Genomic DNA, 26,350 nt, shown 5'->3' on the forward strand with positions numbered 1-26,350 from the left:
TCGTTTTTAAAGTTATAAAAAATATGAATGAAAAATTGCCATCAATTATTCAATATCAAGAATTTAAGTCGCTGTATGATAACAATGCAATTTCTATTTTTGATCTAAGAAGTGGTCCAAAGGCACATAATCAATATCTAGAATTACATCTGGACAAGGCTATTTATGTAAGTTTAGATAAAGATTTAGCAACAATTGATGATTTTTCTAAAGGAGGAAGACATCCTTTGCCGTCGCCTGAAGAATTTGCCAAAACTTTAGGGAAGTTAGGCATTGATATACATATGCATATCGTTATTTATGATGATAAAAATGGCGCTAATGCTGCAGCAAGATTTTGGTGGATGTTACGATCTTTTGGACATGATAAAGTACAAGTTTTAGATGGCGGAATGCAAGAGGCGTTAAAGCAAGGCTTTCCTACTAAAAATGGAGAAGAAGATATTGTAGAAACTCAATATCCAGTACAGTCTTGGCAATGGGCAACAGTTGATATTTCTCAGGTGGAAGAAGCTAGTAAAAATCAAGATTTCGAGATTATTGATGTCCGAGAATCAGTCCGTTATAATGGGATTACAGAACCAATAGATCTGGTTGCAGGACATATTCCGTCAGCAATTAATATTCCATTTAATGAAAATTTGGACGATAAAGGTTTCTTTTTATCACCACAATTGCTACATGATAAATACGAATTAGTTTTCAAAGACCATAAAGCTAATCAAGTTATTGTGCATTGCGGCTCTGGCGTTACGGCTTGTCATACTATTTTGGCGATGGATTATGCTGGTTTTGATGTGCCTAATCTCTATGTTGGATCTTGGAGTGAATGGTCTAGAAATAAGTTTTAATTATTAAACTCAATATAAAAAAGTATTTTATTTTTGTAATATGAAAAAAGTATTTTATCTAAAAACTTGTGGCACTTGTAAGAAAATTATGGCCGAATTTGATTTGTCAGATTGGGAATTAAGGGAAATAAAATCAAAGCCAGTTTCTGAAGAAGAATTGGCAGAAATGTACCAATTAACGCAATCTTATGAAGCGTTATTTAGTAAAAAATCTACCCAAATTAAAGCAAGAGCAATTGATGTGAAATCTCTGAAAGAAGAAGATTTTAAAGCTTTGATCCTGGATCATTATAGTTTTCTAAAGCGCCCAGTTTTTATTTCGGATCAAAAGATATTTGCTGGAAGTGACAAGAAAAACTTAGAAGAGCTGCATTTGTTTTTTGAACAACAATAAAAGTCTCAAAAAATTGAGATTTAATATTAATTATAAAAGGTCTTCAAAATAACATTGAAGACCTTTTATAATGTTATAATCTTATACAAAAGGAGTTTTCACAACTTGAGCAGGGATATTTTTATTTCTTACTTGGATGAAAATTTCGGTTCCAATTTTGAAATGAGATTTGTCTACGTAAGCCAGACCAATTCCGATTTTTTTCATTGGAGATTGCGTCCCAGAGGTTACTTTACCAATTACATTGCCTTCTGCATCTACCACTGGATAATCGTGTCTTGGCACACCTTTGTCCGTAAGCTCAAAACCAACTAATTTCCTGGTAATACCTTCTTCTTTTTGCTTTGCAAAAATGTCTTTAGATACAAAATCTTTATCAAATTTTGTAATCCATCCCAACCCAGCTTCTAGTGGAGACGTTGTGTCATCGATATCCATCCCGTAAAGACAGAAGCCTTTTTCTAACCTCAAAGTATCTCTAGCAGCCAATCCACAAGGTAAAATACCAAAGTCTGCGCCAGCTTCTATAACAGCGTCCCAAAGTTGATTAGCATCGCTATTATTGAAATAAATCTCAAAACCTCCTGATCCTGTATAACCAGTGTTAGAAATAATAACATCAGAAACACCAGCAACACTGCCAATTGTAAAATGATAATATGGAATTTCTGCTAAGTTAACATCCGTTAATTTCTGTAAAGTATCAACAGCTTTCGGACCTTGGATTGCTAATAAGGACATCTCATCAGAAGCGTTGGTCATTGTTGCACCAATTTCTGCATTGTATTTAGATATATGATCCCAATCTTTATCAATATTAGAAGCGTTAACCACTACAAAATATTTTTCAGCATTCATTCTATAAATGATAAGATCATCTACAATACCGCCATTTTCGTTAGGTAGACAAGAATATTGTGCTTTTCCGTCCTCTAAAACTTCGATATTATTAGTTGTTACTTTTTGTAACAAAGTGACAGCATTAGGACCTTCTACAAAAAATTGTCCCATGTGAGATACATCAAACAATCCCACTTTTTCTCTTACTACAAAGTGCTCTTCTGTAACTCCAGAATATTGCACAGGCATTTCGAATCCTGCAAAAGGAACAATTTTAGCACCTAAAGAAACGTGCTTGTCATACAGGGCAGTCTTTTTCATTTTTATTGATTTATTTATGATTGAAAATAAAGTCTTAAAATTAATCTTTTTTGATGGATTAACCTAAATTCTTTAATTTTAGGGCTAAAATAATTATGGATACAGAATTTATTAGACAGTATTGCCTTGCAAAAAAAGGTGTTACAGAAAGCTTTCCGTTTGATATTGAGACTTTAGTTTTTAAAGTTGGCAATAAAGTGTTTGCCTTAATGCCATTAGAAAGACAGCCTTTATCTATTAATCTAAAGGCTGATCCGGATTGGAGTGTAGAGTTGCGTGAGCAGCATGAACAGATTATCCCAGGATATCACATGAATAAAACCCATTGGAATACTGTAATTATTGATGGACTAAAAAGAGATTTGGTTTTACAATTAATAGATCATTCTTATGATTTGGTGTTTAAATCTTTAACTAAAAAAGTAAAAGAAGAACTATTAAAAGATTCATAACTTTAGAAATTGAAACTTTCCGTTAATCTTTTATCCTCATCTAGTTTTTCGATGAGTTTTTCTAGACCTTCAAATTTTATTTCGTCATGGAGGAAATCTCGGAATTTAACCGTAATGTTTTTACCATACAAGTCACCATCAAAGTCTAGGATATAAACTTCTGTCGTCAACTTTTCGCCATTAACAGTAGGATTGGTGCCAATGCTTAACATACCTTTATAGAATTGTTGATTAATCCAAACTTCCACAATATAGGCTCCTTTTTTGGGAAGAAGCTTGCTGCTGTCAACGTCGATATTGGCGGTTGGATAACCAATTGTTCTACCAATTTTTTTACCATCAACCACTTTTCCAGAAATAGAATAATAGTAGCCTAACATTTCATTAGCTTCTTTGATTTTTGCTTCTGATAGAGCTTTTCTAATTTTTGTAGAGCTAATATGTTGTTGGTTGAAATCTATAGGACCTAATTGTTCTACTTCGAAATCTAATTCTGTCGACAATTTCTTTAACAAATCAAAATTTCCGCTTTTATTTTTGCCAAAAGTATGATCGTATCCTATAATAAGGTGTTTAACATTTAATTGTTTAATTAAAATCTCTCTGCAAAAATCTTCTCACGTTAAGTTTCTAAAATCATTATCGAATGTTTTTAAAAACAAATTCTGGATCCCACTTTTCTCCAGAAGATCTGTTTTTTCTTCCAAAGTATTTAATAAAGAAACTTCGTCGTTGGGATTAATGACTTTTCTTGGATGTGGCCAGAAGGTTAATATGGCAGATTCTAGATGTTTTTCTTTAGCAATATGATTCAACTGATTAATAATAGAGAAATGTCCAAGATGTACACCGTCAAACATACCTAAAGATATTGCCAGAGGGGTTTTGTTATGATAATCTTTAAAATCGTTAATGATTTTCAAAGCCAGAATTTTTTTGGTAAATATTAATTGATTTTCGATAAAGAAATCGATACTTTAAGTTTTCAAAAATAGAATTTCCTTAGACTAAAGTTTTATTTTGCAAATATGATAAAAATCTTTATTTGTGACAATGCACATTTACAAACTTTTACTATCTTTGCGCACAAGAAAAAATTTAGTAATGGCAAACCAAATTAAAGGAAAGATTTCACAAATTATTGGACCAGTTATCGATGTAGTTTTTAATGATGTTGAAGAATTACCAAAAATATATGATGCTCTAGTAGTTCTTAAAACTAATGGAGAAAAAGTTGTTCTAGAGGTAGAACAACATATTGGCGAAGATACAGTAAGATGTATCGCTATGGACGCTACTGATGGTCTTCAGAGAGGACAAGAAGTTGCAGGTTCTGGTAGACAAATTACAATGCCAATTGGTGATGAAGTTAATGGACGTTTATTCAACGTTGTTGGAGATGCTATCGATGGTATCCAAGGTGTATCTAATGAGAACGGTTTGCCAATCCACAGAGAAGCACCAAAATTCGATCAGTTATCAACTTCAGCAGAAGTTTTATTCACAGGTATCAAAGTAATTGACCTTATCGAGCCTTATGCAAAAGGAGGTAAGATTGGTTTATTCGGTGGTGCAGGTGTTGGTAAAACTGTATTGATCCAAGAATTGATTAACAATATCGCTAAAGGTCACGGTGGTCTTTCTGTATTCGCAGGAGTAGGAGAGAGAACAAGAGAGGGTAATGACCTTCTTCGTGAGATGTTAGAGTCTGGTATTATCAAGTACGGAGAAGAGTTTATGCACTCTATGGAGAATGGAGGATGGGATCTTTCTAAAGTTGATCTTGAAGAAATGAAAGAATCTAAAGCAACTTTCGTTTTCGGTCAGATGAATGAGCCACCTGGAGCAAGAGCTCGTGTTGCATTGTCTGGTCTTACAATTGCAGAATATTTCCGTGATGGTGGAGAAACAGGACAAGGTCGTGATGTATTATTCTTTGTAGATAATATCTTCCGTTTTACACAAGCCGGTTCTGAGGTATCAGCACTTCTTGGACGTATGCCATCTGCAGTAGGTTACCAACCAACACTAGCATCAGAAATGGGTGCAATGCAGGAGAGAATTACGTCAACTAAAAATGGATCTATTACATCTGTACAGGCGGTTTATGTACCTGCGGATGACCTTACCGATCCAGCTCCAGCTACAACCTTTGCTCACTTAGATGCAACAACAGTACTAGACAGAAAGATTGCTTCATTAGGTATCTATCCAGCGGTAGATCCATTGGCTTCTACTTCTAGAATCTTAGCACCAGAAATCATCGGTGACGAGCATTATAACTGTGCACAAAGAGTTAAAGAAATCCTTCAGAAATATAAAGCACTTCAAGATATTATCGCCATCTTAGGTATGGAAGAATTATCAGAAGAAGATAAATTATCTGTATACCGTGCTAGAAAAGTGCAGAGATTCTTATCTCAACCTTTCCACGTTGCAGAGCAGTTTACAGGTATCCCAGGGGTATTGGTAGATATCAAAAATACAATCAAAGGATTTAACATGATTATCGATGGTGAGTTAGATCACCTTCCAGAAGCGGCTTTCAACCTTAAAGGGTCTATCGAAGAAGCTATCGAAACTGGAGAGAAAATGTTAGCTGACAACAAATAAGGAATTTTAAATTTTGAATTTTAGATTTTAGATTAATTTAGAATTTAAAATCTATAATCTATAATTTCATAAAAATGATTATAAAAATATTAACCCCAGAATATGTAGTTTTTGAAGGCGAAGTAGATTCGGTTCTTTTACCTGGTAAAAGTGGTGAATTTCAAATTTTCAAAAATCACGCCGCTATAGTTTCGGCTTTAGTTAACGGAAAAGTGAAAATCTACGCTGATCAGATTAATGGCAAATATTCTAAATATTTTACGAAAGAGCACGAAGCTAAGTCTGCTTTCTCTTTCCCCATTAAAAGTGGTGTAATTGAGTTTAGTAACGACAAAGGAATTATTCTTTGCGAGTAAATTAAACCAAATAAATTAATATAATACCCTGATTTTTTCAGGGTATTTTTTATTTTTGAACTATGAAGAACTTTCTGAAAATTTTCGCCATTTTATTATCTGGATCAGTCACAGCTCAGAATTTCCAAAATGTTAAGCAACTTCAATCTTTTTATGATAAACTGAAATCCAATCAACAAGTCACCAATATTTTATTTTTGGGAGATTCTCATATCCAAGCGGGTTGGACAACTCAATTTCTCAGAAATAAATTCCAGGAACAATTCGGTAATGCCGGTCGTGGTATGGTTTTTCCGTATCAATTAGCTAACAGCAATGGGCCTTTGGATTATACTTCGGTGTCTAATCAGCCTTGGGTAACCTTCAGATTATCCTATCAACAGAAGGTATTTCCAGCTATGGGCGCTGCAGGATTTGTCATGGGAAATCATAAAAATTCTTTTATTCAGCTTGAAGTTTCTAATCCAGAAGATGCTTTTGACGAAATTAAAATCTTTAATGATGAAAAAATGTCGGGTGAAAGTTTTAACATTTTTGATTCTAACAGAAGTTTAGCCGATTTTATCAATAAGAAAAAAACAATGTTGCCTTACACTGTTCAGGATGAAAATTATTATGAGTTGGCGGCAAAATTTAATACCACCACAACAAGATTAGCGCAACTTAATGGTAATACGGTAAAGACGCCAAAGGCAGGTCAAACTTTTAAAGTAGAACAAGTTAACATTGATTTTAATCCAGAATTTGAACAAAATATAACTAAAATTGCTGAAGCCAAATATCAAAGTTTAGTCACTACTTTCGATTATCCTAAACCAATGCAGAAATTGTTATTACAGACCAATGCAAGCCAAGGCAATCAGCTGTATGGATTTCAATTGTTGAAAAAGAATGCGAAGTCTGGCGTTGTTTTTAATTCGGTTGGGGTTAATGGCGCTACTTTTGGCGATTACATGAAGTTTCCGTTGCAGGTTAATCAGTTGTTGACGACTCATCCAGACGTGGTAATGATTGCACTCGGCACTAACGAAAGTCTGAGTTCTCTTACGAAAACTGAATTTCAGGATCAGGTTAAAAACTTGATTGATGCCTTGAGAAAGACGGATTCTCAATTGCCAATTCTGCTGATATCACCCGTTGATAATAAGCTCAAACCTGTTAAAATTAAAGAAATTGTAACGTGGATAGAAGAAGCATCTAAGTTGAATAATACAGCATTTATAAATCTTTATAATGAAGTTGGCGGTGCTGGATATTTTACTAAAGCTTTAGCTAAGAAAGAAGCTAATGCGGATGGCGTTCATTTTATGAAGTCTGGTTATGACAACCAAGCCAATACAATTTGGACAATTTTATCTCAAAATTTTAAATAGAATAAGTAGATCTCAAAATTAAAAAAAAACTGTCACGCTGAACCTGTCGAAGCACTTTCCTTATTTGGAAAAACATTTCGACAAGCTCAATGTGACAATTTAAAACTTGTTGTAATTTATTTAATTCCGATTAATTCAACTTCGAAAATTAAAGTCGAATTAGGACCGATTTCTTTAGAAATTTGTTCGTTTCCATAAGCCAAATGTGGAGGAATAACAAATCTCCACTTGCTTCCCGTTGACATTAATTGTAAACCTTCTGTCCAACCAGAAATTACGCGATTAAGCGGAAATGATGCTGACTTTTTTCTTTCTACAGAACTGTCAAACACTTTACCTGCAATTGTTGTCCCATGATAATGACAGATCACCGTGTCTCTTGCTTCTGGACTTCTACCTTCAGAAGCTTCTATAATCTCGTATTGTAAGCCACTTTCTAAAGTTACTACGCCTTCTTTTGCCCCAAATTCTTTCTGAAATTCTTGACCTTCTTTAAGGTTTTTATCTGCTAATGCTTTTTTCTTTTTAGCTAAAAAATCTGCTACGCCCATTGTAAATATTTGTGCAAATTTAAGCTTTTAAGTTTAAAACTGAAGATAAATTGGCATCACTTGTTCTGAGGATTTAAAGAAACCATATAATAACAAAAATGCAAAAAAGACAATGATATAATAGATTAGATAAGTTTTTCCGATTTTGTCAATCCAACGATCAGCAGTATTATTCGGGATGAAATGAATAACCATCGCCACAGCAATCATCCAGATAACTTCTTTGTAATTACCATAAAAAGCTTCCCAAACTTGAGGTTCAAAGTTAAAGGCAATCTGCTTAATCATGGTCATGGCGATTTCGAAATCTTCGGCTTTAAAGAAAATCCAACAAAAACAAACAAAATGGAATGTAATAATGACCATTATAAAGTTATAGATTTTACTATCGTTAAAGCTTTTAAAGGTTTTGCCAGTCAGTAGCATCCATATTTTATGAATTCCCAAAGCAATGCCATGAAGTGCGCCCCAGATAATGAAATTCCAGCTCGCGCCATGCCAAAAACCACCCAATAACATCGTTGTTAATAGATTGAAGTTAGCCGGAATTCCTTTGGCATTTTTAGTCAACAACGGCGGTAACACAAATATGGCTAGTAAGATACCGACAACGCCCAATGACCATTCCCACGAGAGATGAAAGAGATTTTGACACATCAAGTAAGCGCCACCCAGAAATAAAAGTGTGAAGAGATAAGAGCCTACGCTTCCTTTTCTATTACCACCTAACGGAATGTAGAGATAATCTTTTAACCAAGATGATAAAGAAATATGCCATTTTCTCCAGAATTCGGTGATGTTTTTACTTTGATAAGGCGATAAAAAGTTAGGCGGAATTTTAAAACCCATCCACAACGCCATACCAATAGCCACATCACTATAACCACTAAAATCACAATAGATGACCATCGCATAACCGTAGACAGCAATCAGATTTTCTAATCCTGTGTGTAAGGCTGGATTATCAAAAATATAGTTAACCAAATTAAGTGTGATATAATCAGAAATGACGAGTTTCTTAATTAATCCAGCGATAATGAGATAAAATCCTTTTGCAAAATCTCGTTCTGTAATAACGTAAGGTTGATTAATCTGAGGGACAAAATCGTGCGCTCTTACAATAGGTCCCATCACTAATTTTGGGAAAAATGATAAAAATAAAAGATATTCTGAAAACTTTTTAGCAGGTTTGAATTCGCCTCGATAGACATCAATCGTATAACTTAGATTCTCGAAAGTATAGAATGAAATCCCGACTGGTAACAAGATATTTAACGGGTGAAATCCTGTGTCCAGCAATTGATTAGACAGATCTAAAAAGAAATTAGTGTATTTAAAATAGAATAATAAACCGAGATTAAAGATAATACTCAAGATTAAAAGTAACTTTTTTGTTCCTTTTTTTGAAGTGTTGTATATGGCGTTGGATAGTATAAAATCTACAATCGCCGACAAAATAACCAAAAGGACAAAAGCGCCACTGGCTTTATAAAAAAAGTATAAAGAGAAGAAACAAAACAGGTAACGTCTCGCATTATGTTTATTTCTTAACAAATAAAAGAGGACAATAAATACACTGAAAAAATAGACAAAAAAACCATTGTTAAACAACAACGGATTTTTGCTATCGTATAAAAACTGTTGCAAAAACTGATTAAGGTCAAATTCTGACAATAATCTAGCGAAGGATTCTTGCATGCTGAATCGTTAAATTTTGGTTTTCGTATTTTTGGAAATCATGTTGCAACGCAGTGAAAAGCTTTCTGGCAAGCAAGTCTGCGCCTTTTCCGTTAGGATGCACATAATCTTTGTTGGCAAGAGCAGGTGTCATTTGCGCCCATTTTACAATAGAATTTTCGCCGCCCATGGATGCAAATTGATTGTAAAAAGCAAACTGATATTCTTTTGCCAATTTGGCTTGTAATTCTAAAAGAATCGGAAGACCAACGGCTGTTTTGTATTCGTCTTTGTATTTAAAGGCTCTGTCAGCACTTCCTACCAAAAGAAAATTAGAATGAGGAAATGCGTTTTTCATTTTTTTGAAAACCGGTTTTATGCTATTTTCGAAATAAGAAAAATCCTTGTTATTAGGCTGAAACAATAAGTTAACGCCATATTGAAATACAATCAAATCGTAAGGACTAACTTCATTGATGCTTTTTAAGAAATCTTCGTCCAATTTATTAAGTTCAATCCCGGTAATTCCTCGGAAAGAAAAATTATCTACAATGATGCCCTTCTGGCTTTCAAAACTTACGCCGTACAAAAGTAGATTGGCATTAGTAGAAGATAATTTGATCTGAGAAGACTTATTGTTATCAATAATTTGGCGGTTAACCAAAGATTTTGGATTAAGAATTATCTTTTTACCATTGGCAGTGATATTGCCTTCAGTTTTTCCATATAAAAGCGATTTTTCTATGGTCGCCGTATCTTTTATCGTGTTATCTCGAAAATAAGCATTACCAGAACCCCAAAATTTATAACCCGAAAAATAAAGATTTCTCGTTTTTTTATCCGAAAAATTAGCGTTTTCCCAACCGTCGGATTTAGAAGTTACTGTTTGTCTAAAACCAGCACTTGGCGAAGTGATCGGCACATAGCCAACGCCAGAACCACCATAATTACTCTGCAACAGTTGACGAAGCGTACTCGTTAATAAGTCGCCTTCTATCATACTATCTCCAAAATAAGCAATTCTTATTTTAACATTTTTCCCTTCTTTTAGATCCTTCAGTTTAGCATAAAAACCAGACATGATCTTCGTAGAATCATTAACCTTGAAGTTGATAATTTCATTGCCTTTAGTATAATCTTCTACAGTTTCAATTTTCAAAGAATCGGAGGGCTTTGTAACCTTAGGTTTTTCTTTACCAATATCTGCGAAAGTACGTATGGGCTGATGATTTTTGGGATCTGTAAAAATATCCGAAAGTAAATTAATACGATCGAAGCCTTCCCATTTTTTTTGAAAAACAGAAACGAAAACAGATGCCGATAAATATATTATAAAACAAATGAGCGTTAGTAGAAACACTCTTGTATTTGCATTTTTCAAAGGATTAAGAATTACGCTTATTTTGGATGCGCAAATTTATAGTATTGTATGTTATTTTCAATGAATTTTTTTCAAAAATTATTAATATTTGTTAATTTATTTTCAAAGTTAAATAAGGTTTTGAAATCATTAGAAATGAAAACCTTATTAGCTCTTATAATTACCAAATAAAATTGTAATTTTACTCTAGAATTTAGCGCATGAAAGTCTTAGAAAATCAACTCATCAATAGAAATATTGCTCCAACAGCAATGCGAATTTTAGTTTTAGAAGTACTCGGAAAAAGTAAAGTTGCCTTGAGCTTAGCAGATCTAGAAGTTGAGTTGGATCATGCCGATAAGGTGACAATCTACAGAACTTTAAAAAAATTTGAAGAACATAAGCTTATTCATAGTATCGAGGATGGTACAGGTTCTTTAAAATATGCTTTATGCGAGAGTAATTGCCAATGTACACCAGAGTTTTCTCACGCACATTTTCATTGTAATCAATGTAGTCAGACATTTTGCCTTAGAAATTATCATCTTCCAGAATTATCACTTCCTAAAAACTTCTTAGCAGAACAAACTTCTTTTGTTGTAAAGGGTATTTGTGATCATTGTCATTAATTTTATACTTCCAGAATTATAACTTTGCAACCAAGTTGCAACCGATCTTATTTACTTTTGTCTTATAAATTAAATTATTATGGCAAAATGTAGTACAGGATGTTGCGGTACCGAAGACGAAGTAACGTCAAAAAAAATATCTCACGATGGTCATAACCATGACGATCATGAGCACAGTCACGGCGATATTAATACCAAATATACTTTAACCATCAGCTTGGTTATTTTCGTAATAGGATTGATTCTGGATTATCTTATAAAGGCTCATTGGTTTATCGATAATACTTGGGTAAGATTGTTATGGTATGGTATTTCTTACTTGTTGGTAGGGTTTTCCGTATGGCGAGAAGCTTTAGAACAAGCTCTGAAATTAGATTTTTTCAATGAATTTTCTTTGATGGGAATTGCTACTCTCGGTGCTTTTTTAATTGGGGAATTTCCAGAAGGTGTTGCAGTGATGCTGTTTTATACCATCGGAGAAATGTTTCAAGAAGCAGCAGTTTCCAAAGCTAAAAATAATATTAAAGCTTTGCTGGATGTCAGACCCAAAGAAGCACATGTTCTACGAAATGAAAAATGGCAAACTGTCAATCCAGAAACTATTACAATTGGCGAAATTATTCAGGTCAAAGTAGGAGAGAAGGTGCCTTTGGATGGGGTTATGAACAGTGATAAAGGAAGTTTTAATACCTCGGCTTTGACAGGTGAAAGCAAGCCGTCAAGCATTAAAAAAGATGAAACTGTTCTTGCAGGAATGCTTAATCTGGAAAATGTTGTTGAAATAATAACAACTAAAAAATTTGAAGATAGCTCGATAGCCAAAATCTTAAAAATGGTGCAAGATGCCAGCTCTAGAAAAGCAAAAACAGAACTTTTTATTAGAAGATTTGCAAAAATATATACTCCTGTAATATTTTTCTTGGCTTTAGCATTAACGCTAGTTCCTTACTTTTTTGTAGATAATTATGAATTTAAAGATTGGTTATACAGAGGCTTAGTCTTCTTAGTTGTTTCTTGCCCTTGTGCTTTGGTTATTTCTATTCCTTTGGGATATTTTGGAGGTATTGGTGCAGCTTCGCATAGCGGAATTCTTTTCAAAGGGTCTAACTTTTTAGATATTATGGCAAAAGTAAATACCGTTGTAATGGACAAAACAGGAACTTTGACCGAAGGTGTTTTCAAGGTTCAAAAAGTAGAAACTAATTTTGCAGACAACACTCTATTTCTTAATATCGTTTCTGCGGTAGAAGCTAAGTCTACGCATCCTATTGCAAAGGCTATTGCTAATTATCATCCCTCTAATCTTAATGCAGAAAATGTAGAAGAAATTTCAGGAAAAGGACTGAAAGCAATAGTTAATCAGCAAGAAGTTCTGGTAGGTAACGCAAAACTATTAGAAAGTTATAATATTACTTACCCAGAAGATATTAAAAATGTTGTGGAAAGTATTGTTATTGTGGCGATTAATAATCAATTTTCAGGTTATATCATCATTGCAGATGAAATTAAAGAAGATGCTAAATCTGCTATCCACGAAATGAAGAAAGTTGGTGTATCTCAAACGATGATGCTAAGTGGAGATAAAGATTCTATTACACAAAAAGTAGCTATGAGTCTTGGTATTGATAAAGCGTTTGGTGGATTGCTGCCAGAAAATAAAGTCCAAAAGGTAGAAGATCTTAAGAAAAATCCAGAGAATATAATTGCTTTTGTAGGGGATGGTATTAATGACGCACCAGTTTTGGCATTAAGTGACGTTGGTATTGCGATGGGTGGTCTAGGTTCTGATGCGGCGATAGAAACGGCAGATGTTGTTATCCAGACCGATCAACCTTCTAAGATTGCGACAGCTATAAAAATCGGAAAAGAAACTAAAAAAATCGTTTTACAAAATATTGGTCTAGCTTTTGGTGTAAAAATAATAGTACTAATCCTTGGAGCTGGCGGATTAGCTAATATGTGGGAAGCTGTTTTCGCAGATGTAGGCGTCGCCTTATTAGCAATTTTAAATGCTGTTAGAATTCAGAAAATGAAGTTCTAGAAAGGTTTGTAACAGAGTACTGTAATGACAGACTCATTAATACTGAGGAGCTAACGTGGTAATTTATTTGAAAAATTGAATTTAAATATCATCAAAAACCTCTTGTTAATTGTTTTTATATTGAAACTTTAAACCATGAAAAAAAGAATTTTACAATTTCTCTTAACGCTAAGTTTTGTAGTATTGTTTTCTCAATCCAAAATCATAGTAAAAATTGCTGGGACAGATAAGGTATTGCCACAAGCTGGCGTATACTGTGATAAAAAATTATTAGGGGTTACCAATACGCAAGGCGAGTTAGATTTCAAAACAAAATGTCCTAAAATAACTGTGAAGCATGAAGGTTATGAAGATACAGATGTCGTTGTGGACAAGTTAATGGAGACTTCTTTGGAAATTGAAGAGTTTAAAACCAGTAAAATTGAAGGTGTTGTTATTGAGAACAAAACTGATCCGAGAGCATTAGCAATTTTAGAGAAAGTAAATGCTTTTTTTAAAAGAAATTCACCTAAAAGTTTAGAGTCTTACAGCTTTAAATCTTATGAGAAAATATCATATGATTTTGATGAAGATAGTGTGAGAATTTATAATAAATTTATTGATAGACGTGCTGATTCTCTCAAGCAACTACCTAGTAAGGATGTGGTTTTAGATAAGAAAAAAAAGAAAGATTCTCTAGAAGATTTTAATGTGATGAGTCTTATGAAAGATAGCAAGCTTTTTCTCTGGGAGCGCGCTAACGAATATTTGTACTCTCAGAAATATGGTGAGAAAATCAATGTTTTAGACAATCGTATCTCTGGACTAAAAGAGCCAATCTATCAACTTCTAGCTTTGCGCTCTAATAGAAACCAGATACCGCGTGAGATTTTACCAGAAAATAGAACTTTGTATCGCTTTTTCTTAACCGATTCTATTGAGATAGAAGGTCGTCAGAATTATGTTATTAGATTTCGTCAAGTTGATAAAAAGTCCGCAATAGGAAAAAGAAGATTTAATGGCTATCTCTACATCGATCAAGAAACTTTTGCCGTAAAAAAGATTGAAAGCAATAGTAATAAAAAAAATGAAGGTAGTATAACCTCTATATGGACGCCGAGAGATAACAAATGGTTTCTACAAAAAGAGAATCTAAAGCTAAAAATGGGCAGCACTAGCTTTAATAATGATCAAAATAATAGCACCAACAATAAGAAAAATGATAAAAGCAAAAGTGATGAAAAAGAAGAAGATGCAGAAAAGAAAAAAAGAACACGCTTTGGTAATTATGTCTACATGAAAGTCGATTACTTTGATTTCAAAACACCCATAGAGGTCAAAGCTTCAGAATTTAAAGGTTATAGTATGGCTGTGAAAAATAGCGATGGATCTTTAATGGATAATTTCCGTACAGATAGCCTTACTGCACGAGAAAAAATGACTTACGAAAAGATTGATAGTGTAGGAAAAAAATATGGGCTAGATCAGAAAGTTAATGTGTTCAGTAATTTACTCAGAGGTAGGATAAGAGTTGGATTGGTTGATTTGGATCCTACTCAGATCCGTTACAGTCGTTATGAAGGTCTCAGATTAGGGATGGGCGCTAAGCTTAATGAGAGATTCAATAAGTATATATCACCCGATATGTATCTGGCTTACGGCTTTAAGGATAGACATATTAAATATGGACTTGGGTTGGATGTCAATACGACTTTAGATTATACATCATTTTTCCGAGCTGAATATTTTGATGATGTAATGTCGTCTGGTAGTTTTTCTCAAAATCTATGGAGCATCAAGATGGGAATTATGAATTCTGGAGTTGATTTACAAAATGATAAATTTTATCGATACAAGGGTTTTAGACTTTCCTATCAAGTTGATCTTAATAACGCATTAACATTATTAGTATCTGGGAAAAGACAAAATGAAGAAGCAAGATTCGACTATTCATTCTTAGGAGTTAATAAAGAATTTACAAACTTTGCCTCTACCATAAGCCTAAAGTACTCACCCAATTCTAAAAATATTATGACGCCAACAGGTAAGTATACTTTTGATCAACAATTTCCAGAAGTTTATTTTAACTATGAGCAAGGTGTAAAAAGTCTTGGCGGAGAATTCAATTACAGTAGATTTGATGTTTTATTTTTACATCAATTCAGAAGTAAGTTAGGTGTAACAGGCGCAAGATTATATGGCGGATTAATGACGGGTAATGCTCCCGTTTGGCATCAGTTTACGATGGGCGGTTTGGATTCTTCCAAAGAAAATAGTCTTTTCTCAAGATTTAACTTAACAACATATCTAGGTTTTGCAACCATGGAAGCGGGGCAATATTTCAATGATAAATTTGTTGGCTATTACTTTACGCACCGTATACCTTGGTATTTCAAAAGTTTTGGAAAAAACACATCCAGCTTTGATTTTGTATATAAGGGGACAATTGGTGACATGAAAAATACAGCGCAACACCAATTTGATTTTAAAAAATTAGATCACCTTTATCAAGAAGTAGGCTTAGAGTACAATAACTTTTTGAGTACAGGCTTCAATCTTGGGTTGTTTTATAGAGTTGGACATTATGCAACAGGTAAGGTCAGCGATAACTTCGCTATACAGCTTAAGCTTAAAGTGTTAGGGTTTTAATACTTTGGGCGTGTCCCATTTTTATCATAAAAAAAGAGCTTATAAGGATAATTCTTATAGGCTCTTTTTTATTTCAAAAAATGCGTCGCTACGTCCGCTTCAATCTTTTTTGCTTGCCAAGATCTGCTTCGCTCCATTCTTTGCAAAAAAGGATATCCGCTACCATCGCTCACGCGTGCAATTCGCGGTCACAATACTACTGATTTGGCGCTCGCTACGCTCGCGCAACAATCACTATTAAAAAGCTTTAACATAAAAATCTATTATAAGGAAAGTAAACCAATAAATTTTCCTTATTTTTGATGAAAATTATTTAGACTAATGAAATACGATATTATTGTCATCGGTAGTGGTCCTGGAGGATATGTTACCGCTATTAGAGCAGCACAGTTAGGTTTCAAAACAGCCATTGTAGAAAAAGAAAATCTAGGTGGTATTTGTCTTAACTGGGGATGTATTCCAACTAAAGCATTACTAAAATCTGCACAAGTTTTTAAATATATCAATCATGCCGAAGACTTTGGACTTAACAAAGTAGAAGCAAGTTTTGAGTTTCCTAATGTTATCAAAAGAAGCCGCGGTGTGGCAGATAACATGAGTAAAGGAATCCAGTTCCTTATGCGTAAAAATAAAATTGACGTTATTTCTGGAGCTGGTAAAATCAAAAAAGATCGTAAAGTAGATGTTACAGATGCAGAAGGCAAAGTAACAGAATACAGCGCAGATCATATCATTTTAGCAACTGGTGCAAGATCTAGAGAATTACCTAACTTACCACAAGATGGTGTTAAAGTTATTGGATATAGACAAGCATTAAGCTTACCATCTCAACCAAAATCTATGATTGTTGTAGGTTCTGGAGCAATCGGGGTAGAGTTTGCTTATTTCTATGCAACTATGGGGACTAAGGTAACTGTAGTAGAGTTTATGCCTAACGTTGTTCCTGTAGAAGATGAAGAAGTTTCTAAGCACTTAGAAAAATCACTTAAGAAAGCCGGAATAGAAGTAATGACTAATGCTTCTGTAGAATCTCTAGATACAACAGGGGAAGGTGTTAAAGCTAATGTGAAAACAGCAAACGGTAATGTAACATTAGAGGCAGACATCGTATTGTCAGCTGTAGGTATTGCTGCTAATATCGAGAATATCGGATTAGAAGAAGTAGGTGTGCAGACAGACAAGGGTAGAGTATTGGTTAACGAATGGTATGAAACTTCTGTACCAGGATATTATGCAATTGGTGATATTATCCCAACTCAAGCTCTAGCTCACGTTGCATCAGCAGAAGGTATTACTTGTGTTGAGAAGATCAAAGGACTTCACGTTGAGAAAATTAATTATGGCAATATCCCAGGATGTACATACTGTGCGCCAGAGATTGCATCTGTTGGATTAACAGAAAAGCAAGCTAAAGAAAAAGGATACGAACTTAAGGTTGGTAAATTCCCTTTCTCAGCAAGTGGAAAAGCAACAGCTAATGGCGATGTTGATGGTTTTGTAAAAGTTATTTTTGATGCGAAATATGGTGAGTGGTTAGGTTGTCATATGATCGGAAGTGGCGTTACAGAAATGATTGCAGAGGCTGTTGTTGCTAGAAATCTAGAAACTACAGGTCACGAAGTATTGAAATCTATTCACCCGCATCCAACTTTGTCTGAGGCTATGATGGAGGCTGTAGCTGCAGCTTACGGAGAGGTTATTCATATTTAATAGATATTTATATATAACATTCAAATGCTGTTTTCTTTTATAGAAGACAGCATTTTTTTATTCTAGAGTGATAGAAATAATCAGGCTTTTTATTAAATTAGCAGATGAAAAAAAATAAAAAGAAGTAAAATATTAGCAAAAACTTTTAAAATAATAAAACATAAATAAATTAATTATGGAAGACAACTTAGTTCCTAATCCTCCTCAACAACCCAATGATCCAAAAAATAAAAAGCAACTTTACTATATTATAGGAGGTGTAGCTGTTTTATTAATCGCTGGTTTAGTTTACTTTTTAGCGTTTAAGAAAGATGATAAAAAACCAGAAGTAGCTAATAATGAAGTGAAAAAAGATAGCCTAAAAATTGATTCTACCAAAATAGATAAAGGTGAGGATTATGAAGGAGAAGGAGAATATGAACCGTATACAGAAAACTTTATCATTGCAAAAGATGCTAATCTTCGTGATGCGCCTAATGCGGATGGTTCTAATGTATCTGGTAATCTAAAATTTGGTCAAAAATTATTTGTTGATAATAGTTTTGATAATCCAACCTTTGCCAAAGTATATCTAACCAAACCTACCAATACTAAAGATGTTACTGCACAACCTTATTATATGTTGAAGTCTAATGTGGTAGAATATTATAATTTTGATGAGTTTAAGCAATCTTTTTCTTTAGGTAAATTTGCTGATTTGGATGCAAAAGTCAAAAGACTAATTTTAGATAGTAAGTACAGTGATGGGACAACCTATCTTGTTACTCAGAATGCAGAACGTGCAAAAAATACAATTGCTTATGGTGATTTTGATGGGGATGGACAATTAGATGTTGCCGTTATTTTAGATAACAACGAAAAACAAAACTCTAGACTATTAGTTATTTGTACCAATCAAAGTTCCAAAGAACCATATTTAGCTTTTGCCGAAAATTATTCTGATAAGATGAGATTGAGTTCTTTCAAGAAAAAATCTTTGATATATATGGATACGGGAAGCCTTGTTCCTTCTCCTGTTGATGGTGTTTTATTGAATAGTGAAAATGCAAAACTAGTTATTACTTACGATAAAAATAACCAGAAATTCAGATCTTATTATCAAGACGAACCAGTTGATGCTGCGGTTGAAGCGGATTAATTAAAATATTGAAATAATTTTAAAAAAAATGAAGGTGAATCATGTTGGATAATACAGTAGGTCTTGTTCTTTCTGGCGGAGGGACAAGAGGATTGGCACATGCAGGAGTTATCAAGTTTCTTAACGAGATAGGTGTGCAGCCAAGTATTCTTGCATGTTGCAGTGCTGGATCTATTGTGGGAGGACTTTATGCAGTAGGAAAATCACCAGAAGACATTTTAGATTTTTTTAAGTCTATTTACTTTTTCAATTGGAAACATTTTGCTTTTAATAAGCCTGGATTAGTTTCGTCAGATATTTTTGCTAATTATTTAGATCCTATTTTTGGTGATATGACCATAGGAGATCTGGATAAAGATATTAGAATTGTAGCGACAGAATTAATTACAGGAGAGCAAAAAGTTTTTGATAAACATTATAAAATTGTAGATGCCATCATTGCATCATCTTCTATACCTGGCATAACAACGCCTTATTTTATTGGTGATGAAATGTATAGCGATGGTGGCGTCCTCAATAATTTCCCTGCCGATATCCTGAAAAAAGATTGTGACAAAATTATTGGCGTCTATGTAACGCCCACGCAGGATGTAAAAGCATCTGATTTAAAAAGTATAAGATCCGTTACCACAAGAGCTTACGAGTTGTTGTCACATCGTACAGAGATCTATAAGTTTTCTTATTGTGATTGGTTTATCACATCCAAAAGCCTAGCGCAATTCAGTATTTTTGAAAGGAAGCCAGAACGATTAGAAGAAATTTTTAATATCGGATACAATCAAGCAAAAGCTACATTCAGAGACAACGAAAAAGAGATTATTTCATTTTTTTTAAGAAAGGAATAATATCTTGCCAATATTCTTCTGATCCATTATAGGAAGGGTTAAGAACCATTGTGCCATGTAAGCCTTCTGATTGAGTTGGTAAGAAAAATTGTTTTTTTGCAGGAATTGCATCATAGATTGATTGCCAATCTTTTTCTTCTTTTTTCGCAGAAGCTATATAAGTAGGGATTTGTATATTTTTTGCATAATCAGAAATGTTTTTATCTCCAATTTTAAAATATTCTCCAGGAGAAAACGTGATGAGCGCTTTGTAATCAGAAGGATGTTTAGAAACCATATAATAACCTAGACTTGCTGAGTAAGAGCTTCCCCAGTAGATGATTTTTTTAGCTTTAAGGTTATGTTTTGCAAATTCTAATGAAGCGTCTAAGTCTGCTATGGCATCTATAAAGTTAGTTGTTTTACCTCTCTCTAAAGCATCGTTATGTGTAAGGTTTTCTATGTTATTGACGGTATCTCCTGATCTCAAATCTACGGCTAAAACATTATAACCAAGATCAACTAATCGTGGTGCAATATCTCTATAAATACCTCTGCTAAAACTTGCTTTGTGATACAGTAAGATCAAAGGTGCGGACTTACCGTTATAATCATAATAATCAGCATAGACACGAACTTTATCTTTAGCAGGAAAACTGAAAGTAGAAAAATTATAACGACTTTGTTTAATCACATTATTGCTATCAATCCCGCTACTTATGCTGGTGCATGAAGCTAATATAAAACAGCATGAGATAAAAAGAAATAGCTTTTTCATTTTTGATTTTTCGTCTTACAAATATAGGTAGATTTCCATATTTGAATATTAAAAAATCCTAAACAAAATTTCATTTAGGATTTGATATTTATAATAGAATATGATTACCAATTGTTATCGATCATATAGATTAATTGCGTGATAACAGTAGCGCCGAGAAGAAGTTCTCTTCGGTTAACTTTATCAAATGTATCATTTTCGGAGTGATGAATGTCAAAATAACGTTGAGAATCTGGTACTAATCCTGCTAATGCTGTCCCGCTTTCTTTCATTGGATGTATATCTGTACCCGCATAACGTTCATCAAAATCATAGATGCCGTAAGGTAGAAATAAAGATTTCCAATTAAGGATTTTATCAATCTGTTCTTGTGACATATCTAGAGCAATACCTCTTGGAGAATAACCTCCGCTGTCGCTTTCTAAAGCAAAAATATTTTTTTCTCCTTTATTTTTAATACTTTTAGCGTAGGCTGTTCCTCCTCTTACTCCATTTTCTTCATTAGCAAAACAGACTACTCGGATAGTATTCTTATTGCTAAGACCTAATTGCTTATAAGCACGCAATACTTCGATAGATTGTACAATGCCAGCACCGTCATCATGTGCGCCCTCTCCAACGTCCCAAGAGTCAAGATGTCCTCCTACTACAATAATATCTTTGCTGGACTTACCCGTGATTTCCCCGATAACATTATAAGACAGTTTGTCGGCTTTCATACCACAATTAGAATTTAGCTTTACAGTGACTTTTTGAGATTTGATTAAAGCTTCTAGTTCATCAGCGGATTTTGGTCCCAATGCAACTGCTGGTATTTTATCAATATTGTCTTTGTAGCGCATACTTCCTGTGTGAGGGATGTCATCAAAGGCTGTGCTTATAGAACGTACTAGTACTGCTTTGCCTCCTTTTTCTGCAACTAGAGATGCTGTTGTTGTTCTGTATTTAGAAGCATCACTATAACCTTGCATTGTTTTGGCGTAATCTTGACTAAAAGGATAATTGAACAATACAATCTTTCCTTGTACATCATTTTTGGATAATTTATTGAATTCTTCAAAAGATTTTACGACAATAATCTCTCCGATAAGATCTTTGCCTTTAGTTCCTTCAGAATTACCTAGAGAGAGCATCTTAATTGTTTTCCAGGATCCGTTTTGAGTTTTTATTTGTAATGATTCTTTACCGCGTTCCCAGACAGGTACCATAACTTCCTCTGTCCATACTTTATTGGCGCCAGCATCTTTAAGTTGCTTAACAGCCCATTGTACAGACTTTTCATAAGCTAAAGAACCGCTTAAGCGATGTCCTATATTCTGGGTGAGATCACGTAAGTTATTGTAAGCTTTGCCGTTATTCATAATTTCCTTAGAAATATTACTGAATATAATTGAATCTTTTTTAGTTTGTGAGAACAATTGTCCCGCAGTAATTACAGAAATTATAAAGAGTATTTTTTTCATTGATTATTTTTTTAAATGATTTTATCACCACAAATTTTGCAATATCTTGCATTTTGATCATTATCGTCGTTACCACAACGGGTGCATTGGTAATGGTATCTTTTTCTTTTTCGAAATTCCGAAGTTACAATACCAGTAGGCACCGCAATAATACTATAACCACAAAGCATTACAATAATCGAAAGTAATTTTCCGACAGCTGTAGCCGGCGAAATATCTCCGTAGCCCACCGTGGTAATAGTTACGACTGCCCAATAAATACTTTGAGGTATGCTGCTAAATCCATTTTTACCACCTTCTATAAGAAACATTAGAGATCCAATAATAACAATGAAAATAATAATGAACAGTAGAAAAATATATATTTTTCTAGAACTCTCTTTTAAGGCTGTTACAATGAATTGGCCATCATGCATATAATCTGCAAGGTTAAAAATCCTGAAAATCCTTAACATTCGGAACATTCTTAACATTCCTATATAATGAATGACAGGGAAAAATAAACTCAAATAAAAAGGAATTATGGATAAAAAGTCAATAATACCAACTAGGCTAAAAACATATTTACGTTTTTCTTTTATACAAGCTATTCTCAGGATATATTCTATCGTAAAAATGATAGTTATAAAAAATTCTGCAGTATAAAAAATATTATGATATTTTAGATTAACGAGCGGGATCGTTTCGATCATTAATAGACCGACACTTATCGTAATTAAAATAAGAAGAGAAATATCAAAGATTTTTCCTTGACGAGTGTCGCTTAGATAGATAACATTATAGACTTTTCTGAGCCATCCTTCTACGGGTCTTAGATTAAACTCTGGCTTTATTTTCGTTTGCATAATACTTTCTTATAAAGTAATAAATTGTAAATTTACATTTAGTTTTCAAATGAAAAAATATTAAGCCTAATGATTGGAGAAAATATCAAAAGTATTAAGGACGTTTGTCGTGTTTTAGATCAAGTTTTTAGAATTAGACAAGCCGAAGATTTCGATAATGTAGGGATATTATGTGGTAATGCAGATCGTGATATTACAGGTGTTTTAATTGCGCATGATGCTCTAGAAAGTGTTGTGGACGAGGCTATCGAGAAGGGTTTTAATCTTATTGTGACGTTTCATCCGATTATTTTTTCTGGATTAAAATCCATTACCGGGAAAAACTATGTTGAGAGAGCTGTCCTCAAAGCCATTGAGAACAAGGTTGTCATCTACGCCATGCACACTGCTTTTGATAATGATTATTTTGGGGTTAATTTTAAAATTTGTGAAGTATTAGGACTTCAAAACCAAAAAATATTAATGCCTAAGCAAAATAACCTCAAGAAATTAGAGGTATATGTTCCTAATGATTTTGCAGAAACCGTAAAAGAAGCACTATTTTCCGCTGGAGCAGGACATATTGGTTTTTATGATGAATGCAGTTTTGCGATAACAGGTGAGGGGACATTTCGCCCGATAGAAGGATCTAATCCGTTTTCTGGTTCTCAGAATGTTAGAGAGCAAACTCCAGAAATTTTACTATCTTTCATTTTTGAAAATTATAAACAATTTCAAATTATTAATGCGATGAAAAAAGCACATCCTTATGAAGAAGTCGCTTATCAAATTATTAATTTAGAAAACGAAAATCAATATTCTGGCTTAGGACGTTACGGCGATTTGCCAGAAGCGATGGACGAAAAAGATTTTCTAAAAATGGTTAAAGAAAAATTTGACTTAGAAATTATCAGACATAATCCTTTCAATGGCAAAAAAATTAAAAGAGTAGGCGTCCTCGGAGGAAGTGGAGCGAGTGGTATAAAGACCGCGCTATCTGTTGGTTGCGATGCTTATCTGACTGGAGATGTAAAATATCATGATTTTTTCTCTGGCGAAAATAAAATGTTAATTGGTGATATTGGACATTTTGAGTCAGAACAATTTGTGATACAACAATTATATGAAATATTATCCGAAAAATTTAATATCTTTGCAATCGCAAAATCTACACAAAAAACCAACCCTGTAAATTATTTTATATAGATATGGCTAAAAAAATAAACGATATTTCTGTTGAAGAAAAGTTAAGAGCACTTTACGATTTACAAATCATCGACTCTAGATTAGACGAAATTCGTAACACAAGAGGCGAGTTGCCAATTGAGGTTGAAGATCTTGATATTGAAATTGAAGGTCTTGAAAAAAGAGCCACCAAATTTGATAATGAAATCAAAGAACAAAATGCTGAAATTAATACTAAAAAAGAATTAATTTCTCAAGCACAAGCGTTGATTACAAAGTATAAAGGTCAACAAGACAATGTTAGAAATAACAAAGAATATGAGTCTCTAGATAAAGAAATTGAGTATCAAGAACTAGAAATCCAATTAGCTGAGAAGAAAATAAAAGAATTCGGTGCGAAAATAGAGCACAAAAACGAAACTTTATCTGAGCTTAATTCTAAAATTGATGAGCTTAAAAGTCACTTAGCTCACAAGAAAAACGAATTAGACGCCTTAGTGTCTGAAACTCAAAAAGAAGAAGATTATCTATTAGAAAAGTCTAAAGAGTTCTCTGAAAAAATAGATGACCGTCTATTAGCTTCTTACCAAAGAATACGTCAAGGATCTATTAATGGTCTTGCGGTTGTTGGTCTAGAAAGAGGTGCTCCTAAAGGATCTTTCTTTACTGTACCTCCACAAAAACAAATGGAAATTGCTCAAAGAAAGAAAATTATTATTGATGAGCATAGTGGTAAAATTCTTGTTGACGATGAGTTGGTTAACGAAGAAAATGCTAAAATGGAAGAAATTATTAAATTCTAAATTAAAGAATTTTTTAACATATAAAAATCCCGCTTTTTTAAGAGCGGGTTTTTTGTTTATAAAACTTCATGAATTACTTGATAATAATTTTAGAAGTAGATTTCTGACCTTCAGATTGATATAGTAATATGTAAGTTCCTGATTGTAGGTTTAATTTTAATTGATTTCTTCCTTTTTCAACAATATTAGAGTGTACAAATTTACCAGATAGATCAGTTATAATAATATTACCAGATTTTTCTGTTTCTAATGTAAATTGCCCATGTTGCTTTTGTTTTTCCTCATTAATAAATAAAGTCACATCTATTAATAACTGTACCAGGAGTGGCAATTGTTAAAGAAGAAAGATTGTAAGTAACTCCTTTACCTGGACTTGTAAATTGAGCATAGAAGCTTGCGCATGCTAATGCTGTAAAAAGCGTAAAGGTTTTATTTATAATGCATAATATTTATATCAAAATTAATAATTTATTATTAATAATAAATTATTGTTAATGATTTTAAATATTGAAAAAATAAATTATTATTTAATAGTTTTGTTTTGAAATAAAATGTATATTGCAATGTTTTTATATGCGAAATCAATATGGTTCATTTATTATGTTGTTTTTCTTTTATAATTGCAGAAATTCAATTTTAATTTAATTTTTTTTTATGAACATTTTTGTTTCAAACATCAATTACGCAACAAGAGAAGAGCAGTTGCAAGAGTTATTCGAAAACTATGGAGAGGTTACCTCTGCAAAGATTATTACCGATAGAGAAACTGGAAGATCTAAGGGATTCGGTTTTATCGAAATGGGTGACGCTGAAGGTCAACAAGCTGTTGAAGCATTAAATCAGTATGATTTTAATGGTAAAACGCTTAACGTTACAGAAGCTAGACCAAGAGAAGAAAAACCAAAGAGAAATTTTGACAGACCAAGACAAAATAATAGATGGTAAGAAAAAGAGCGGCATTAGCCGCTTTTTTTATGTCTTATAATTAAATATTAATAATATTTATTTGATGAGTTCAATGCAGGCTCATTTATCCTAGTAAGAAACTAGCTTATTTAGCTTTCTTTTTCTTTTTACTCTTTTCTTTGTCTTTCTTTTTATCTTTTTTTGCAAGTTCTTTTTTCCAATCTTCTATAACGGAATCAGCACGTTTGGTAGAAGGTTTTTTGGGTGGAGAAAGCTTAGGCACTTCATTATTCTTTTCTTCAATAATTAATGCGCTTTCTAGTGATAGGTCTTTAATTAAAGTGTCTTTATCATCACCATAAAAATTAGAAACTAAATCTAATAAACAATGTTTTCTATATTCTTCAAAATTAATTTTTGGGATATATCTGAATATCCTCCCTTGCTTTTCTATACTTAAAAAATCTTTTTCGACCAGAATTTTAAGAAAAGTAGATACTGTATTTTGATGTGGTTTTGGCTCTGGATAAGCCTTCATTATATTTCTCATAAAAGCTTGCTCTAACTCCCATATGACGCGCATTAACTGTTCTTCGGAAGTGGTAAGGCTGTTTATTTTCATAATTTGATAAT

24 protein-coding genes and 1 pseudogene are annotated in these 26,350 nt (G+C 33.3%); 15 read left to right on the forward strand and 10 right to left on the reverse strand.

What is annotated here, in order from left to right; translation table 11 throughout:
- Nucleotides 1-23: 23 nt before the first annotated feature.
- Nucleotides 24-851 (forward strand): sulfurtransferase, encoded by an 828-nt coding sequence (locus ACQQ6V_RS03870; protein ID WP_448844242.1) that lies wholly within the window; start codon nucleotides 24-26, stop codon nucleotides 849-851.
- 40 nt (nucleotides 852-891) lie between these two features.
- Nucleotides 892-1,245 (forward strand): arsenate reductase family protein, encoded by a 354-nt coding sequence (locus ACQQ6V_RS03875; protein ID WP_448844243.1) that lies wholly within the window; start codon nucleotides 892-894, stop codon nucleotides 1,243-1,245.
- 81 nt (nucleotides 1,246-1,326) lie between these two features.
- On the opposite strand, the gene gcvT is transcribed toward ACQQ6V_RS03875, so the two are convergent.
- Nucleotides 1,327-2,406 carry a glycine cleavage system aminomethyltransferase GcvT gene (gcvT, locus tag ACQQ6V_RS03880; RefSeq protein WP_448844244.1) on the reverse strand — a complete coding sequence of 360 codons (1,080 nt, stop codon included), beginning with the start codon at nucleotides 2,404-2,406 and terminating at the stop codon, nucleotides 1,327-1,329.
- Between the two features lie 95 nt (nucleotides 2,407-2,501).
- On the opposite strand from gcvT, the gene ACQQ6V_RS03885 reads away from it, so the two are divergent.
- Complete coding sequence (locus tag ACQQ6V_RS03885) at nucleotides 2,502-2,858, forward strand: MmcQ/YjbR family DNA-binding protein (protein ID WP_448844245.1); 357 nt, start codon at nucleotides 2,502-2,504, stop codon at nucleotides 2,856-2,858.
- 2 nt (nucleotides 2,859-2,860) lie between these two features.
- Here ACQQ6V_RS03885 and ACQQ6V_RS03890 read toward each other — a convergent pair.
- A pseudogene (locus ACQQ6V_RS03890) lies at nucleotides 2,861-3,781 on the reverse strand (bifunctional riboflavin kinase/FAD synthetase).
- A gap of 181 nt (nucleotides 3,782-3,962) precedes the next feature.
- On the opposite strand from ACQQ6V_RS03890, the gene atpD reads away from it, so the two are divergent.
- The 3 genes from atpD to ACQQ6V_RS03905 all read left to right on the forward strand — a co-directional run bounded on the left by atpD (nucleotide 3,963) and on the right by ACQQ6V_RS03905 (nucleotide 7,200).
- Nucleotides 3,963-5,471, forward strand: a complete 1,509-nt coding sequence (atpD, locus tag ACQQ6V_RS03895) for a F0F1 ATP synthase subunit beta (RefSeq protein WP_448844246.1) — start codon at nucleotides 3,963-3,965, stop codon at nucleotides 5,469-5,471.
- A gap of 74 nt (nucleotides 5,472-5,545) precedes the next feature.
- The gene (locus ACQQ6V_RS03900) at nucleotides 5,546-5,827 is read left to right on the forward strand and encodes a FoF1 ATP synthase subunit delta/epsilon (protein WP_448844247.1); all 282 of its coding nucleotides are present in this window, start codon (nucleotides 5,546-5,548) and stop codon (nucleotides 5,825-5,827) included.
- A gap of 62 nt (nucleotides 5,828-5,889) precedes the next feature.
- Nucleotides 5,890-7,200, forward strand: a complete 1,311-nt coding sequence (locus ACQQ6V_RS03905; RefSeq protein WP_448844248.1) for a GDSL-type esterase/lipase family protein — start codon at nucleotides 5,890-5,892, stop codon at nucleotides 7,198-7,200.
- Nucleotides 7,201-7,316: 116 nt separating this feature from the next.
- Here ACQQ6V_RS03905 and ACQQ6V_RS03910 read toward each other — a convergent pair whose 3' ends face one another.
- From ACQQ6V_RS03910 to ACQQ6V_RS03920, 3 genes are read right to left on the reverse strand one after another with little or no spacing between them, the layout of a single operon-like run.
- Entirely contained in the window at nucleotides 7,317-7,751 is a 435-nt protein-coding gene (locus ACQQ6V_RS03910; protein ID WP_448844249.1) for an FKBP-type peptidyl-prolyl cis-trans isomerase, read from the reverse strand.
- Nucleotides 7,752-7,784: 33 nt separating this feature from the next.
- Nucleotides 7,785-9,449: an MBOAT family O-acyltransferase gene (locus tag ACQQ6V_RS03915; protein WP_448844250.1), complete on the reverse strand. Its 1,665-nt coding sequence runs from the start codon at nucleotides 9,447-9,449 to the stop codon at nucleotides 7,785-7,787.
- Complete coding sequence (locus ACQQ6V_RS03920; RefSeq protein ID WP_448844251.1) at nucleotides 9,430-10,809, reverse strand: SGNH/GDSL hydrolase family protein; 1,380 nt, start codon at nucleotides 10,807-10,809, stop codon at nucleotides 9,430-9,432. Before ACQQ6V_RS03920 ends, ACQQ6V_RS03915 begins: the two co-directional genes overlap by 20 nt.
- Nucleotides 10,810-11,009: 200 nt before the next feature.
- On the opposite strand from ACQQ6V_RS03920, the gene ACQQ6V_RS03925 reads away from it, so the two are divergent.
- From ACQQ6V_RS03925 to ACQQ6V_RS03950, 6 genes are all read left to right on the forward strand, one after another.
- Complete coding sequence (locus ACQQ6V_RS03925) at nucleotides 11,010-11,417, forward strand: Fur family transcriptional regulator (protein WP_448844252.1); 408 nt, start codon at nucleotides 11,010-11,012, stop codon at nucleotides 11,415-11,417.
- A 79-nt stretch (nucleotides 11,418-11,496) separates the two neighbouring features.
- On the forward strand, nucleotides 11,497-13,458 hold the full coding sequence (locus ACQQ6V_RS03930; RefSeq protein ID WP_448844253.1) for a heavy metal translocating P-type ATPase: 1,962 nt from the start codon (nucleotides 11,497-11,499) through the stop codon (nucleotides 13,456-13,458).
- Between the two features lie 135 nt (nucleotides 13,459-13,593).
- Nucleotides 13,594-16,086 (forward strand): DUF5686 family protein, encoded by a 2,493-nt coding sequence (locus ACQQ6V_RS03935; RefSeq protein ID WP_448844254.1) that lies wholly within the window; start codon nucleotides 13,594-13,596, stop codon nucleotides 16,084-16,086.
- Between the two features lie 321 nt (nucleotides 16,087-16,407).
- The gene (gene lpdA, locus ACQQ6V_RS03940; protein WP_448844255.1) at nucleotides 16,408-17,796 is read left to right on the forward strand and encodes a dihydrolipoyl dehydrogenase; all 1,389 of its coding nucleotides are present in this window, start codon (nucleotides 16,408-16,410) and stop codon (nucleotides 17,794-17,796) included.
- A 175-nt stretch (nucleotides 17,797-17,971) separates the two neighbouring features.
- Complete coding sequence (locus tag ACQQ6V_RS03945) at nucleotides 17,972-18,934, forward strand: hypothetical protein (protein ID WP_448844256.1); 963 nt, start codon at nucleotides 17,972-17,974, stop codon at nucleotides 18,932-18,934.
- A 41-nt stretch (nucleotides 18,935-18,975) separates the two neighbouring features.
- Nucleotides 18,976-19,779, forward strand: coding sequence for a patatin-like phospholipase family protein (locus ACQQ6V_RS03950; protein WP_448844257.1), 804 nt, complete (start codon nucleotides 18,976-18,978; stop codon nucleotides 19,777-19,779).
- On the opposite strand, the gene ACQQ6V_RS03955 is transcribed toward ACQQ6V_RS03950, so the two are convergent.
- The 3 genes from ACQQ6V_RS03955 to ACQQ6V_RS03965 all read right to left on the reverse strand — a co-directional run bounded on the left by ACQQ6V_RS03955 (nucleotide 19,751) and on the right by ACQQ6V_RS03965 (nucleotide 22,844).
- The gene (locus tag ACQQ6V_RS03955) at nucleotides 19,751-20,536 is read right to left on the reverse strand and encodes an alpha/beta hydrolase (protein WP_448844258.1); all 786 of its coding nucleotides are present in this window, start codon (nucleotides 20,534-20,536) and stop codon (nucleotides 19,751-19,753) included. The genes ACQQ6V_RS03950 and ACQQ6V_RS03955 overlap by 29 nt on opposite strands.
- Nucleotides 20,537-20,640: 104 nt before the next feature.
- Nucleotides 20,641-21,999 (reverse strand): M20/M25/M40 family metallo-hydrolase, encoded by a 1,359-nt coding sequence (locus ACQQ6V_RS03960; RefSeq protein WP_448844259.1) that lies wholly within the window; start codon nucleotides 21,997-21,999, stop codon nucleotides 20,641-20,643.
- 11 nt (nucleotides 22,000-22,010) lie between these two features.
- Entirely contained in the window at nucleotides 22,011-22,844 is an 834-nt protein-coding gene (locus ACQQ6V_RS03965) for an ion transporter (protein WP_448844260.1), read from the reverse strand.
- 69 nt (nucleotides 22,845-22,913) lie between these two features.
- On the opposite strand from ACQQ6V_RS03965, the gene ACQQ6V_RS03970 reads away from it, so the two are divergent.
- Nucleotides 22,914-24,029: a Nif3-like dinuclear metal center hexameric protein gene (locus tag ACQQ6V_RS03970; RefSeq protein ID WP_448844261.1), complete on the forward strand. Its 1,116-nt coding sequence runs from the start codon at nucleotides 22,914-22,916 to the stop codon at nucleotides 24,027-24,029.
- A 2-nt stretch (nucleotides 24,030-24,031) separates the two neighbouring features.
- Nucleotides 24,032-24,811: a zinc ribbon domain-containing protein gene (locus ACQQ6V_RS03975; RefSeq protein ID WP_448844262.1), complete on the forward strand. Its 780-nt coding sequence runs from the start codon at nucleotides 24,032-24,034 to the stop codon at nucleotides 24,809-24,811.
- A 73-nt stretch (nucleotides 24,812-24,884) separates the two neighbouring features.
- Here ACQQ6V_RS03975 and ACQQ6V_RS03980 read toward each other — a convergent pair whose 3' ends face one another.
- Nucleotides 24,885-25,142, reverse strand: coding sequence for a T9SS type A sorting domain-containing protein (locus tag ACQQ6V_RS03980; protein WP_448844263.1), 258 nt, complete (start codon nucleotides 25,140-25,142; stop codon nucleotides 24,885-24,887).
- Between the two features lie 323 nt (nucleotides 25,143-25,465).
- Between ACQQ6V_RS03980 and rbp the strand changes: the two genes are divergently transcribed.
- Entirely contained in the window at nucleotides 25,466-25,756 is a 291-nt protein-coding gene (rbp, locus tag ACQQ6V_RS03985; protein WP_448844264.1) for an RNA-binding regulator, read from the forward strand.
- Between the two features lie 106 nt (nucleotides 25,757-25,862).
- Here the strand turns inward: rbp and ACQQ6V_RS03990 are convergent, their stop codons facing one another.
- Nucleotides 25,863-26,339 (reverse strand): BlaI/MecI/CopY family transcriptional regulator, encoded by a 477-nt coding sequence (locus ACQQ6V_RS03990; protein WP_448844265.1) that lies wholly within the window; start codon nucleotides 26,337-26,339, stop codon nucleotides 25,863-25,865.
- Nucleotides 26,340-26,350: the final 11 nt, after the last annotated feature.

The organism is Chryseobacterium electrogenes, from assembly GCF_053553015.1.